Source organism: uncultured Marivirga sp. (assembly GCF_963974845.1).
In the GTDB taxonomy this organism is placed as follows: domain Bacteria; phylum Bacteroidota; class Bacteroidia; order Cytophagales; family Cyclobacteriaceae; genus Marivirga; species Marivirga harenae.
On record NZ_CAXBEQ010000007.1, the window covers coordinates 191,425 to 205,347 of the forward strand.

Below are 13,923 nucleotides of genomic sequence, written 5' to 3' on the forward strand. Positions count from 1 at the left end.
TTGAAGTCTTCAAAACCTATCATATTTTTCGATGGCGTTTGTAATTTATGTAATGGAGCTGTAAACTTCATTATTGATCATGATAAAAAAGGCCATTTTAAATTTGCGCCTTTGCAATCTAACGCAGCTGAAAAGCATGTACCCTTATCTATCCGAGAGAATACCGACAGTATCCTATTAGTAGATTCAAATAAAATCTATTCAAAAAGTACGGCAGCACTTAAAGTGGCCAAAAATTTAAATGGCCCTTGGAAAGCATTGTACATATTCATAATATTTCCAAAATTCGTTAGAGATTTTGTTTATGACCAAATTTCAAGAAATCGCTACAAATGGTTTGGAAAAAGAGATACTTGCAGAATGCCTTCAGAAGAAATCAAGAATAGATTTGTGGAAATGGATTAAGAGTCATGTTGCTATTCAGATTTTCCAAAAATTTATAACTTGCCACCGCAATTAGGTACAAATTTTAAATCGTAAAGAATCACCTATGAAAAGAGCATAAACTTAAAGGATTCTACTTGATGACATTGAATCCATTAAATTTATTGCGAATTCCAAGGTTCATTAAAAAAACAATTATAACATGAAAGCTTATGTATTTCCAGGGCAAGGAGCCCAATATCCAGGAATGGGAAAAGAATTATACGAAAACAACTCTGAAGCCAAAAAACTTTTTGACAGAGCTAATGAAATATTAGGTTTCGAAATCACAAAAATAATGTTCGAAGGCACAGCTGAAGAATTGAAAGAAACCAAAGTAACTCAGCCTGCAGTCTTTCTACATTCAGTAATCAACGCATTGGTTCACCCAGACTTTAAGCCTGAAATGGTAGCTGGTCACTCACTAGGCGAATTCTCAGCATTGGTGGCAAATGGCACCTTATCTTTTGAAGATGGACTAAAACTAGTCTACAAAAGAGCTTTGGCCATGCAAAAAGCCTGTGAAATCAACCCTTCTACTATGGCAGCTGTTTTAGGATTAGAAGATGAAGTAGTGGAAAAGGTCTGCAGCGAGATTAAGGAGGAGGTAGTTGTTCCAGCCAATTACAATTGTCCAGGACAATTAGTCATTTCAGGCTCAAAAAAAGGAATAGAAATTGCATGTGAAAAAATGAAAGAGGCAGGTGCAAAAAGGGCTTTACCTTTACCAGTGGGAGGTGCATTTCACTCTCCTCTAATGGAACCGGCTAGAGAAGAATTAGCTAAGGCCATCAAGGAAACGAACTTTAGCCAACCCAAATGTCCTGTTTATCAGAATGTAAATGCACAAGGATCAATTGATATAGAAACTATTAAAGAAAATTTAATAGCCCAATTGACAGCACCAGTCAAATGGACTCAATCTGTCCATCAAATGGTGCAAGACGGTGCCTCAATATTTATTGAAAGCGGTCCAGGAAAAGTTTTGCAAGGTTTGGTGAAAAAAATCAACAATGAATCCGAAGTTGGTCAATTATCGTAATGTAATTGACAAATAAATAATTTGAATATAATAGTAACTCTTAAAAAATTCTGATATTCAATTATTTACTGATAAATTAGACAATGATTAAGCCTGGAATTCCAAATAACGAAAATGAAAGGTTAAGAGAACTCCGCAGATTAAAAATTTTAGATTCTGAGCAGGAGAAAGATTTTGATGAATTAGTTGAACTTGCTTCTATCATTTGCGGGGTTCCCATATCTTTAGTCACCTTAATTGATACTGATCGACAATGGTTTAAATCAAAAAAAGGGGTAACTGTCGATTCTACCAGCAGAGATGTTTCCTTTTGCGGACATGCTATTTATAGTGATGATATTTTCATAGTTGAGAATACCTTAGCTGATGAAAGATTTTATGATAATCCATTGGTCACCGAAGACCCAAATATTAGATTTTATGCAGGAATGCCCATTAAATCTACAAATGGCTACAACCTAGGTACACTTTGTGTAATCGATTCAGTACCTAAAAAACTAAGCAAAACGCAAATTCAAGCATTGGAAATTTTAGGGGGTCAAGCTTCCAAACTGATTGAATTAAGAGATAAAAAGTTAAAATTAGAAGCTAGCAATGAAAAATTAGAGGCTTTAAATCAACTAAACACTCAGATAACTAGCATCATTTCCCATGATTTAAAAGGCCCAATTAACAGTATGCGGGCTTACTTAAATTCTAAATATGTTGATGCCAATAGTCCGAAAGACCTGGCTCAATTGTTTCCACTGGTTAAAAACAACCTCAACAGTTTACATGCATTGGTTGAAAATCTACTGGAATGGTCCCGAAGTAATAATGATGTTAAGCTAACAAATGTAAACATCAAAGATATTGTATCTGAGATTTGTACTTTATTTGAAGGAAATGCGCTGGAAAAGGAAATTAAATTAAAATGTGAGGTTGGAGAAGACATAGAAGTTGTAGCAGATTTGGCCATGATGCGATTTATTTTGAGAAATCTCATCAATAATGCCATAAAATTTACTGAAGGCGGAGAGATTGCGGTGGATATTGAACAAACTGAAGATCAGAAAGCAATAGTTAAAATAATTGATACAGGGGTTGGAATCCCGAATGCTTTGTTGGAGAGAATAAAATTAAAGGACAAGAAAATTTCTACCAAAGGCACTAGAAACGAAAAAGGCACTGGATTAGGTTTGCAACTGGTAAGAGAGTTTCTATCTATTCATAATTCGGAATTGAAAGTAGAATCAGAAGAAGGAAAAGGAAGTACTTTTTCTTTTGTACTTCCCTTGGCTTCATCCTAATAAAAGATTAATAGTTTTAATATCCCAAAATATTCAGCATACTTTCACTGGTTTGCTCTTCAGCAAAGAGCTTAGTACTGATTTTTCCGTTCTCATCTTTATTAACCAATACATGTTTCGGTGCTGGAATCAAACAATGTTGAATACCTCCATATCCTCCCAATGATTCTTGATATGCACCAGTGTGGAAAAACCCGACATATTGTTTTTCATTTCTTTCAACTTTAGGTAGAAACACCTCAAATGAATGTGCTTCTGAGTTGTAGTAATCCATGGAGTCACAAGTGAGTCCTCCCATTTTAACCTTATGAAAGGGTTCATTCCAGTTATTGACAGCCATCAAAATAAATTTTTGATTTAGACCCCAAACATCAGGCAAATGCGTTATGAAAGAGCCATCGATCATATACCACAACTCTTTATCATTTTGCAACTTTTGATCTAATATGGAATAAATCGTAGCACCGCTCTCGCCTACTGTATAACTGCCAAATTCGGTCATGATATGCGGAGTTTCAACATTGTTCTTCTCGCAAATCCACTGAATATTTTCCACTATCTGATCTACCATATATTGATAGTCATACTCAAAACCCAAGGAAGTTTTGATCGGAAAGCCACCACCAATGTCAATAGTATCTAATTCGGGTGCTATTTTCTTTAACTCACAATACTTATCAATAAATCGACCTAATTCACTCCAGTAGTAAGCCGTATCTTTAATACCTGTATTGATGAAAAAATGCAACATTTTTAGCTTTGCCTTCTCGCTTTTAGCTATTTTATTTTGGTATAAATCTACTACATCATTGTAGCGTATTCCCAATCGGCTAGTATAGAATTCGAAGGTAGGCTCTTCATCAGAAGCTATTCTTATCCCAACTTTATAAGGCTTTTTGGCCTCGGCCTCATAGCTATCCAATTCATTCAAATCATCTAATACAGGCACAACATTTTCAAAACCATCATTAATTAACCCATTAATGTATTGTCTGTAAAGTGGGCGCTTAAACCCATTACACACCACATAATGCTGCTTGGTCAAGAAACCCTTTTCATGCATCTTTCTTACAATCGGAATGTCGAAGGAAGAAGAAGTCTCCATATGGACCCCCGCTTTTAAGGCCTCTTCCATCACAAAAGAGAAATGAGAAGATTTGGTACAATAGCAATAAGTATAACCTCCTTTATAATTCAATTTTTTAAATGCATTAGCGAAAAACTCTCTTGCTTGGTTTATGTTCTGACTTATCTTGGGCAAATAGGTTAATTTCAACGGAGTGCCATACTTTTCAATGATATCCATCAAAGGGACATCATGAAATTTCAAGGCGTTATCCTCTACGGTAAATTCTTTTTGTGGCCAATAAAAGGTTTGTTCTATTAAATCTATGTAACTCTTCATTCAACTAAAGTTTAGTACGGTGTTGAAATGCAATATTGAATTATATTTGCAATCTTTGCAAAACTAAAATTTTAACGCTGAAACATTCGGGTTTTTTGATTAAATAATTCAATATTTTTTATGATTAATGTATTTGTAAATGATGAGACTTCCCCATTGAGGGCTGTGATATTAGGGACTGCCAGAGGGATAGGTGATGTTCCTAATTTAGATGATGCTTACGATCCTAAATCAAAAGAACATATAGCTGCTGGAACCTACCCTAAAGAAGCTGATATGGTTGAAGAAATGGAAGCATTTGCAAATGTTCTGGAAAAACATGGGGTGAAAGTTTACCGGCCTGAAATCATTGAAGATTACAATCAGATTTTTTCAAGAGATATTGGATTTGTTATAGAAGACAAATTCATAAAACCTAGAATTCTTAAGGACAGAAAAGAGGAGATAAAGGGCATTCAATATATATTGGAAAAAATAAATCCAAATCAAATTGTTTCGGTACCAGAAAATGTGAGAGTAGAAGGCGGGGACGTAATGCCATGGAATGACCATATTTTTGTAGGTTATTCTGAAAAAGAAGATTTCGAAAAATACATAGTAGCGAGAACTAACCGAGCTGGTTTAGATTTTTTAGCTAGTGAGTTCCCTAACAAAAAAGTTAAGGGATTTCAACTTAACAAGTCTGATGAAGTAGCAAAAGACAATGCCCTTCATTTAGACTGTTGTTTCCAGCCTATCGGAAAAAATCAAGCTATTATTTATAAAGATGGATTCAAATTTGCCGAAGATTACCAATATCTGGTAGATTATTTTGGCGAAGACAATTTAATCCACATCACCAGAGATGAGATGTATGAAATGAATTCTAATGTTTTTTCTATCAGTCCGAATGTGATTGTACTGGAGAGAAACTTCACTCGATTAGCTGGGCTTTTGGAAGCCAAAGGATATACTGTGGAAAAAGTACCTTATGCAGAAATTTCCAAAATGGAAGGTTTGTTAAGATGTTCAACATTGCCACTCGAAAGAGCTAAATAAATAATTTTTATCTTTTTGAAATTTTAGTCAAATGGAAAATAAACAAAGTACAGATACAATAATGATGATACGTCCTGTTCAGTTCAGATTCAATGAACAAACGGCAGTGAATAATTATTATCAAAAGTCTATTGCAGGATTAAGTGCATCAGATATCCAACTAAAAGCTGCTCAGGAATTTGACGATTTTGTTAAAAAGTTGAGAAGCAAAAAGATTAATGTCATTGTAGTGGAAGATACTCCTGAACCAAGCACACCTGATTCCATTTTCCCCAATAACTGGGTTTCTTTTCATGAAGATGGAAAAGTAGGTTTATACCCGATGTATGCGGAAAACAGAAGATTGGAAAGAAGACCGGATATTCTAGAAAAGCTGCAGACAAAAGAAGGAAGGAAGATCAGCGAAATTATCGACTTTTCTAAACATGAAGAAGATAATCGATTTTTGGAAGGCACTGGAAGCATGATTTTAGATCGTCCCAATAAGATTGTCTATATAGCTATTTCATTGAGGACCGATGAAACAGTATTAGATGAGTTTTGTAATAAATTTGACTACAAAGCCATAAAATTTACTGCAAATCAAACAGTGGAAGGAAAAAGGTTACCAATTTACCATACTAATGTTATGATGTGCATTGCCAATGATTTAGCCATTCTTTGTGCAGATTCTATTGATGATAAAGAAGAAAGAAAAGCTGTTATTGAAAGTCTACATGAAACTAATAAAGAGGTAATTGAAATCAGCGAAGATCAAAAGCATCATTTTGCTGGGAATATGTTGCAAGTAAATGGAACGGATGGAAAACCATACTTGGTGATGTCCTCAGCTGCCCATCAAATATTAAGTGAGGTGCAAATAAAAAGGATTGAAAAGTATTGCGAAATTGTAAGTAGCTCATTGGATACGATCGAAGCTTTGGGTGGCGGAAGTGCCAGATGCATGATGGCAGAAGTATTTTTACCTAAAGCATAATCATTCATTATATATTATAAATCACCCTCTATCATGTTAAATTTAACAGAAGAACTAAAAGCATTATCACAAAAAGCATTCAAAGCTCTTTTTGAACAGGATTTGGATGAACAACATATACAAATCCAGCCTACCAGGAAAGAATTCGAAGGAAGCCACACTTTAGTTTGTTTTCCCTTAGGACGGTTTTCCAAATTAAACCCAGAGCAAACTGCAAAAGCAATCGGTGAATATATGCAAGAGAATTCAGAGCTGGTCAATAGGTTTAATGTGGTAAAAGGCTTTTTGAATATTGTATTTGCTGACAAAGTTTGGTTGCAGTTAGCTTCTGACATAATGAAGACTCCTGATTTTGGCTTTAAAGCTGAAACAGGAAGGGAAGTAATGGTAGAATATTCTTCACCTAATACAAACAAACCTTTGCACCTGGGACACTTAAGAAATAATTTCTTGGGTTATTCCGTTGCCCAAATATTGAAAGCAAATGGGAATAAGGTGCATAAGGTACAAATCATCAACGATAGAGGAATTCACATTTGCAAATCCATGGTGGCTTGGCAAAAATTTGGTGAAGGTGAAACGCCTGAATCAGCCAAAATGAAAGGCGATAAACTGGTCGGAAAATATTATGTAATTTTCGACCAAAAGTATAAAGCCCAGATTGCTGAATTGATGGAGGCAGGAAAGACCAAAGAAGAAGCAGAAAAGGAAGCTCCACTATTGAAAGAAGCTCAAGAAATGCTTTTGAAGTGGGAGCAAAAAGATCCTGAAACCTATGCATTATGGGAAAAAATGAATGGCTGGGTTTATAAGGGTTTCGAAAACACTTATAAAACTATGGGAGTGGATTTCGATAAACTATACTACGAATCTCAAACTTTCTCCTTAGGTAAAGATGAAGTACTTCGGGCAGTAAAAGAAGGCCTGGCCTATAAAAAAGAAGATGGATCTGTTTGGATCGACTTAACTGAGGAAGGACTAGATGAAAAGCTGTTACTTAGAAAAGACGGAACATCGGTGTATATGACCCAAGATATCGGAACTGCAATTTTAAGGTATAGAGATTTCCCTAAAATTGAACAACAGATTTATACGGTGGGAAATGAACAGGAATATCATTTCAAAGTATTATTCATTATTTTGGATAAACTAGGATATGAATGGGCAAAAAGCTGCTATCACTTGTCTTACGGGATGGTCGATTTACCTACTGGTAAAATGAAATCTAGAGAGGGTACTGTGGTAGATGCAGATGATTTGATGGAGGATATGTTCGCGACTGCCAAAAGCAGAACTGATGAATTGGGTAAAATTGACGGTTTCAATGAAGAGGAAGCTCAAGAACTGTATCGTCAATTAGGATTAGGTGCCTTGAAATATTATCTCCTAAAGGTAGACCCAGTGAAACGAATGATGTTCAATCCTGAGGAATCTATAGACTTTCAAGGCAATACAGGTCCTTTTATTCAATATGTTCATGCTAGAATATGTGCGATCTTAAGAAAGGCTGAGCAAATTGATATTCAGCCTAAAGTCAGTGAAAAGCTGAATTCTCTAGAACCAACTGAAGGTAATGTGCTGCAATTGATAGTGGATTTTCCTGCTAAAGTTGACGAAGCAGCCAGAGAATATGCGCCATCAATAATTGCCAATTACGTTTATGAAGTAGCGAAAGCCTATAATAAATTCTATTCTGAGGTTTCTATTTTTAATGAATCTGATCAAGAAGCCCTAGCTTTTAGAATTGGTTTTTCTAGAATCGTAGCTGAAACTATTGAGAAATCAATGAATTTATTGGGTGCTGAAGTGCCGACAAAAATGTAGAAACAGTTCAGAATAGTAAATAAAAAACTAGCTTGGTATAAGAGGTCGGCCCGAAACTAGTTAAGATGTAAAAATTCGACAATATACATAAACTTAAGGACCACTTTTTTAGTTGGTAAAAATCTACAGTTTTCAATTGTCATTTTGATTATTTTAGCAAAATAAAGCAGAATAAAATAATTTGTATCTAATATAGCTAAGTATGAACATTCACTATCAAATTCTGTTTCTTTGGCTGAATTTATCTATTTTCACACCATTACAAGAAACTGAAAAACTTATGAGTATATACGATTTTCAAGTACAGTCTCTGGAAGGAGAAATGATTGATTTTTCAATGTACAAAGGCAAGAATTTATTAATCGTGAATACAGCATCCGAATGTGGCTACACCCCACAATATGCTGATTTACAACAATTACATGAAGAATTTGGCGATGAAGTAACCGTTTTAGGTTTTCCAGCTAATAATTTCGGAGGACAAGAGCCTGGGTCTGACCAACAAATCGCCAGCTTTTGTCAGAAAAATTATGGCGTTACTTTCACAATGTTTTCCAAAATGGACGTAATAGGCAAAAATCAACACCCTCTTTTCAAATTTCTGAATGATAAGACAGGCAAAGAACCGACTTGGAATTTCTGTAAGTATCTAGTTTTAGCAGGTGGCGAGAAAATTAGTTTCTATCCTTCATCTGTCAACCCTGGTGAGATTGCTGAAAAACTATAAATATGCTCAAAAATTGGTTAGAAGCCTTTAGGCTAAGGACTTTACCATTGGCTTTATCATGTATTGGAATGGGTAGTTTCTTAGCTGCCTTTTATGGTCAATTCAGTTTAGCTGTTTGTATACTAAGTTTAACTACGACCCTTTTTCTTCAAATACTTTCTAACTTAGCTAATGATTACGGGGACAGCATACATGGCGCTGATAGTGCAGACAGAGAAGGTCCCAAAAGAAGTGTCCAAAGCGGAAGTATTTCTTCTAAGGCTATGTTCAATTCAATTGTAGTCTTTACCGCATTATCTTTCATAAGCGGCATAATGCTTCTGTATTTTTCAGTGGGAATTGGTAGTTCAACATTTTATGTTTTTCTGGGCCTAGGTTTAGCGGCAATTGCTGCAGCCATTGCCTATACTAATGGAAAAAGGCCTTATGGTTATAGTGGATTGGGCGATATTTCTGTGTTTCTTTTCTTTGGCATATTAGGTGTTTGCGGGACTTATTTCCTTCATGCACAAAGTTTTGAAGCCTTAATTTTATTACCTGCGGCTAGTTGTGGATTATTTGCTACTGGCGTTTTGAATATAAATAATATAAGAGATATTAAATCAGATAAAGCTGCTGGAAAAAACAGCATCCCTGTTCGGATCGGAATGGATAAGGCTAAAGTTTATCATGGCCTCATTATCATCAGTGGTTTAATCTCCTCAATTATTTTTTTACTATTAACAAACAATTACAGAACTATACTTTACCTGTTTTTTTGTTATTTCTTATTTGGAAAGCATTTATCAAACATGTATAAAGCAAATACTTCACAGGAATTTGATCCACAGCTTAAAATTCTAGCTTTGTCTACTTTGCTATTTGTAATTTTATTTGGAATCTCAATTTTAGACTTGTAAGACATAATTCATAGCACTTTTTTAATCGTTTTAAGATAAGATTCGTATATTTAATTGAACAACTAAAGAAAACTATATCACTATGAAAAAAATATTGGTTCCAACCGACTTTTCAGACCAAGCTAAATACGCACTGAAATTAGCAGTAGAAATTGCCAAAAAAACTGATGCTGAATTAATACTATTACACGTTGTTGAAATTCCAGGCCAAACATCTTTCAATACTATGGGGGAAGCCACTAATGTGGATGGTATGGAAGGAGTATTCGTCATGAAAATGATTGAACTCGGAAAGAAAAAATTGAAGGCCCTTAAAGAAGATGAATTGCTAGAGGGCGTTAATCTAAACACCGAATTAAAGGCTGGAAACACCTATTATAATATTTCATCAATTGTAAATGAATATGAGCCCGATATGATTATAATGGGAACTAGTGGTAGTAGTGGCGTTGATGAAATTCTAATTGGTTCTAATGCTGAAAAAGTAGTAAGAAATGCTAAGTGTCCAGTGCTAACATTAAAAGAGGAAATTAGTTTGGCTAATATTGACAACATTGTGTTTGCAAGTGCTCTAAAGAATGATGACAAGGAATTAGCTTCCAAATTAAAGGAAATTGCACATCTCTCTTATGCTAAGATACACTTGCTGAAAGTCAATACCCCAAATAATTTCGAATCGTCTGCCGTAACAGGCAAGCGAATGGATGAGTACATGAAGAAAATAGGCTTAGAGGCTGAAAAGCATATTCATAATGGAATCAATGAGGAAGAAGGAATTTTAGAATTTGCTAAAGAGAAAAATGTTGATTTGATAGCAATGGGCACGCACGGAAGAAAAGGGCTGATGCACCTTTTAAGCGGAAGTATAGCTGAAGACGTAGTAAATCATTCTAAAAGACCAGTTTTAACTTTGAAAATAGCTGATTAAATTAAAAAATTGTTTTAGTAAAAAAGGCTTAGGTGATTAATCACCTAAGCCTTTTTTTGTAGCCTCGTTAGTCAAAAACAAATTTACGGACTCACAAAACTTATAGAGAAGTTAAAGTATGGTGCAGGTCCCAATGAATTTCTCATCGAAAAAGGAGCCTCCCCTGCAATACCAAACACTCTTAAAGTTTCTGCACCATCATCCAAATAATCTGCATCATAAGAGTAATCAATCCTTATACCTGCTTGCACTGACCACCAAAAAAATCCTACTAGCCTCCTTTGGTATTCAAGCCTCGCCTTGATTTCGCCTCTTCGGATTTCAAAACTACTAATTTCACCAGCAGTTGGGTTAGATAAACCTCCAATTCGGTAGCTTCCGCCTTCCAATTCAAAGCCTGCCAACAACAGGTTAGTTTGATTAATACTATATCGGTAAAATGCCCTTGCAGGTAATAGCGCCTCAATTCCCCATTTTCGGTTTTGTGATGTGTAATTATAGAGTATGATTGGAACGTAGTTAGGAGCACCTACCCGATACGTTCTACTAATACCCAATGCCCACTGTAATCTATCGTGAGGTCGCTTACCAAATAAAGCAGCCGCAGAGTATCTCAAATATTGGTCTCCCAAATCACTTAAACTGTAATCACCACTCATATCAGCCTGTGCTTGCAACAACATAAAAGTTGTTTCATTAAAGGGCTTATATAATGTAGTAAATAGGCCAGTGGTATGTAAACTTCTCCCATTTAGTTGTTCTCTTAGGCCTCCTTCTTCAGCTCCAATATCATCCTGAAAGCGATATGCAGACTGCATATAATTCATTCCCATCTGCCAAATGAAAGAATTCGTAGATATCACCGGAATATTAGCGCTAATTCTTAAGCCTCCAGTGTAACCGATTCGACCCTCCTCAGCTAAATTATTATCAATAGCTTCTTTACGATCCTGATCAAAAGCATAGGCATCCTTTTCGATATTTGAATAGCTGAAATCATAGGGAAATTGCTGTTCGTAACCTATCGTAATGAACTTCGCAGGACTCAATCCCACTATCTTAGCATTCGCATAAGATTTAGTCTGTCCACCAGCATATTCTACTTCGCCATACGCGTCCCAATCAATCTCTTCCTCTTCTCCTTCTTCTTGTGCTTTCACAAATGATGTCGAGAGTACAAAAAAAAGCACAGTTAATAAAGATAAGTGTTTCATAATTCTTGTATAGACCTTTATTTATTTCTTAATAATTAGGCGCTTCCACACATCTGTCCGGCCAAAGGTTTTCATTCCAATGTAACCGCGGATGTCAAGGGTATTATCATCTTTCAGTGTAATTTCACTGCTGTAGGTGTTCCCGTTTTCAGGATCATAAATAGTCCCTTCCGTCCAAACTCCATCGCCTTGATATTCGAAATCTTTCAGCATCCGATAGCCTCTAAGCGGAGCTGAATGCATAGATTCATCGGGATTATTTTTATCCAGTTTTGGCTCTCCAGTTTCAGGATCGTTAGGTTCCTTCAGCCAAACAATTCGACCGTAGTATTTATCAGCTATCTTATCAATTTTGATTCTTGCCTTCCCATGACTTGGCTCCCAAACTCCGATCAGAGCATCTCCATCCTTGGCCTCTTGAGCTTGAATAGGACTTGAAACGTATATTGCTGATACTGCTAGTAAAACTATAATTAACTTTTTCATACAAATTTTATCTATTGTTTAACTTCTACTTCAAATTCTATTTGAGCCTTTATTGAAAAACCACTAGAAGGTTCTTCTTTTAAATTCACATCTGCTACAAACGTAATCTCGTCTTGTTTTAACAGCGCCACTAAATTCTCTTGCTCGTCTGCGATTGACATTTCAAATGAACTCAGGTTTGTCTCGACAGGATTAAGTACAGCTACTCTTTGCATGTCAGTGCCCGAGGCTGCTAACTGCATTATGATTCCTTCCAACAGATCCGACTTTTTCGGTTTTTCCATCTCTACCCTAATAGCTTTCACTTTGGCATTCCTTATATTGTTAATATCAATCCCATCTAAGTCGACCTGCCAAATACCTGTAAGCGTGTTAGAGCCTTCCATTGGATATTCTTCCGACATTTCTACTGCTATAGATGATATTTTCTTTGTCTCGGTATCGCTACAAGAAAACAACAAAACTAAAATCGAACTAAGAATTAATGCTTTTTTCATATATACTTCCATTTATACATCTTTCAGATTACATATAATATTCAAATGGAAAATTATATAATTATAACTTACAATTTCGATTTTAGCTTTATGAAATTTTGTTATAATAGATATAACAAAATATTATGTTAGATGCTAATTGGATGAGCCGAGCCTTGCTAAGGTAGCCAGAGATGAGGCGCAGGTAAATAATAATAGCTTTCAAGAGCAATTAATTTCTATTTCATTCACTGCTCTAGAGGAGTTAAGGCAATCAATAATATTGCTGTTTGTTATACAATCACTTTCGCCCGTCCATCTTAAATTATATACTTACATAATATAGACAACAGCTTAGAAGTTACTTATACAACTCGCTGGTCAACCCACAAGTCGCATAATGAAAAATCTGCTAAGCTTTATACTACTTTCTTGTACAATTCATGAATCATACTCACAACATATTACCGGGATCATCCAATCTGAAGAAGACGGCTTAGGAATTGAAGGTGCCCATATTGTCAACATTAGCAAAAACTTGATGGCCATTTCCTCTGAATTAGGAAATTTTAGAATTGAAGGTGAAACCGCTGATACTTTAATGGTAAGCAACATTAATTATGTTTCAAAACAATTCATCTATTACGGAAACGATAAAGTCTCCATACTATTAAAACCAAATCTAATTCAACTTGAAGAGGTGATTGTTAGCAACCTACCTAAAACTGCAAACGACTTTCGTAAAAAATTAATTGCAATGCCTATGCAGCACAATGATCAATTCATTCCCTTTGGCGTAACGCCAGGAAAAGCTCGGTCTGAGATCCCTCCGCTTTACGATCGAGATATTAGCGGTATAAAATATAAGTTTAGCGGAAAACGTACTAAGGAAAAAGTTAAATACTATAGGATTAAAGCTGATCTTGACGACTCAATTATTAGAAATAAAAAATACAACAGGGAATTAGTTGCTTCACTTACAGGATTGGAAGTAGTCGAATTAACCAGTTTTATAAATTATATGAAATTAAGCAAGTATTTCTTGGATAGCTCTTCAGCATATGAAATTGCCGAAAGAATCAAAGAGGAATTTGAAGAGTATCAGGCGGTAAAAAATTAGAACTGAAAGTATGGAAAACATCTCAATTGAATTAAGCATAGAAATGTTTGCTAAAAGATCAATCAGTTAAATAGAG

Annotated in this window: 14 protein-coding genes; 10 read left to right on the plus strand and 4 right to left on the minus strand. The window is 35.4% G+C overall.

The window, feature by feature from the left end:
- The 3 genes from AAC601_RS15670 to AAC601_RS15680 all read left to right on the plus strand — a co-directional run bounded on the left by AAC601_RS15670 (window position 1) and on the right by AAC601_RS15680 (window position 2,754).
- Window positions 1-405, plus strand: a complete 405-nt coding sequence (locus tag AAC601_RS15670; protein WP_303270511.1) for a thiol-disulfide oxidoreductase DCC family protein — start codon at window positions 1-3, stop codon at window positions 403-405.
- Window positions 406-586: 181 nt separating this feature from the next.
- Window positions 587-1,465, plus strand: a complete 879-nt coding sequence (gene fabD / locus AAC601_RS15675; RefSeq protein ID WP_340153771.1) for an ACP S-malonyltransferase — start codon at window positions 587-589, stop codon at window positions 1,463-1,465.
- 83 nt (window positions 1,466-1,548) lie between these two features.
- Window positions 1,549-2,754: a GAF domain-containing sensor histidine kinase gene (locus AAC601_RS15680; protein WP_340153772.1), complete on the plus strand. Its 1,206-nt coding sequence runs from the start codon at window positions 1,549-1,551 to the stop codon at window positions 2,752-2,754.
- A 16-nt stretch (window positions 2,755-2,770) separates the two neighbouring features.
- Here AAC601_RS15680 and AAC601_RS15685 read toward each other — a convergent pair whose 3' ends face one another.
- Entirely contained in the window at window positions 2,771-4,159 is a 1,389-nt protein-coding gene (locus tag AAC601_RS15685) for an arginine decarboxylase (protein ID WP_303270514.1), read from the minus strand.
- 120 nt (window positions 4,160-4,279) lie between these two features.
- On the opposite strand from AAC601_RS15685, the gene AAC601_RS15690 reads away from it, so the two are divergent.
- From AAC601_RS15690 to AAC601_RS15715, 6 genes are all read left to right on the plus strand, one after another.
- Entirely contained in the window at window positions 4,280-5,197 is a 918-nt protein-coding gene (locus tag AAC601_RS15690; protein WP_303270515.1) for an arginine deiminase family protein, read from the plus strand.
- A 31-nt stretch (window positions 5,198-5,228) separates the two neighbouring features.
- Window positions 5,229-6,173 (plus strand): arginine deiminase-related protein, encoded by a 945-nt coding sequence (locus AAC601_RS15695; protein ID WP_303270516.1) that lies wholly within the window; start codon window positions 5,229-5,231, stop codon window positions 6,171-6,173.
- A gap of 33 nt (window positions 6,174-6,206) precedes the next feature.
- Window positions 6,207-7,997, plus strand: a complete 1,791-nt coding sequence (gene argS / locus AAC601_RS15700; protein WP_340153773.1) for an arginine--tRNA ligase — start codon at window positions 6,207-6,209, stop codon at window positions 7,995-7,997.
- A gap of 280 nt (window positions 7,998-8,277) precedes the next feature.
- Complete coding sequence (locus tag AAC601_RS15705) at window positions 8,278-8,724, plus strand: glutathione peroxidase (protein WP_303272086.1); 447 nt, start codon at window positions 8,278-8,280, stop codon at window positions 8,722-8,724.
- 2 nt (window positions 8,725-8,726) lie between these two features.
- On the plus strand, window positions 8,727-9,623 hold the full coding sequence (locus AAC601_RS15710; RefSeq protein WP_340153774.1) for a 1,4-dihydroxy-2-naphthoate polyprenyltransferase: 897 nt from the start codon (window positions 8,727-8,729) through the stop codon (window positions 9,621-9,623).
- A gap of 82 nt (window positions 9,624-9,705) precedes the next feature.
- On the plus strand, window positions 9,706-10,551 hold the full coding sequence (locus AAC601_RS15715) for a universal stress protein (RefSeq protein ID WP_303270520.1): 846 nt from the start codon (window positions 9,706-9,708) through the stop codon (window positions 10,549-10,551).
- An 83-nt stretch (window positions 10,552-10,634) separates the two neighbouring features.
- Here the strand turns inward: AAC601_RS15715 and AAC601_RS15720 are convergent, their stop codons facing one another.
- The 3 genes from AAC601_RS15720 to AAC601_RS15730 are packed head-to-tail and all read right to left on the minus strand — an operon-like array spanning window position 10,635 to window position 12,748.
- Window positions 10,635-11,765 carry a hypothetical protein gene (locus tag AAC601_RS15720; protein ID WP_340153775.1) on the minus strand — a complete coding sequence of 377 codons (1,131 nt, stop codon included), beginning with the start codon at window positions 11,763-11,765 and terminating at the stop codon, window positions 10,635-10,637.
- Window positions 11,766-11,786: 21 nt separating this feature from the next.
- Window positions 11,787-12,251, minus strand: coding sequence for a DUF2147 domain-containing protein (locus tag AAC601_RS15725; RefSeq protein ID WP_303270522.1), 465 nt, complete (start codon window positions 12,249-12,251; stop codon window positions 11,787-11,789).
- A gap of 11 nt (window positions 12,252-12,262) precedes the next feature.
- Window positions 12,263-12,748 (minus strand): hypothetical protein, encoded by a 486-nt coding sequence (locus AAC601_RS15730; protein ID WP_303270523.1) that lies wholly within the window; start codon window positions 12,746-12,748, stop codon window positions 12,263-12,265.
- Between the two features lie 379 nt (window positions 12,749-13,127).
- Between AAC601_RS15730 and AAC601_RS15735 the strand changes: the two genes are divergently transcribed.
- Window positions 13,128-13,847 carry a hypothetical protein gene (locus AAC601_RS15735; RefSeq protein ID WP_303270524.1) on the plus strand — a complete coding sequence of 240 codons (720 nt, stop codon included), beginning with the start codon at window positions 13,128-13,130 and terminating at the stop codon, window positions 13,845-13,847.
- Window positions 13,848-13,923: the final 76 nt, after the last annotated feature.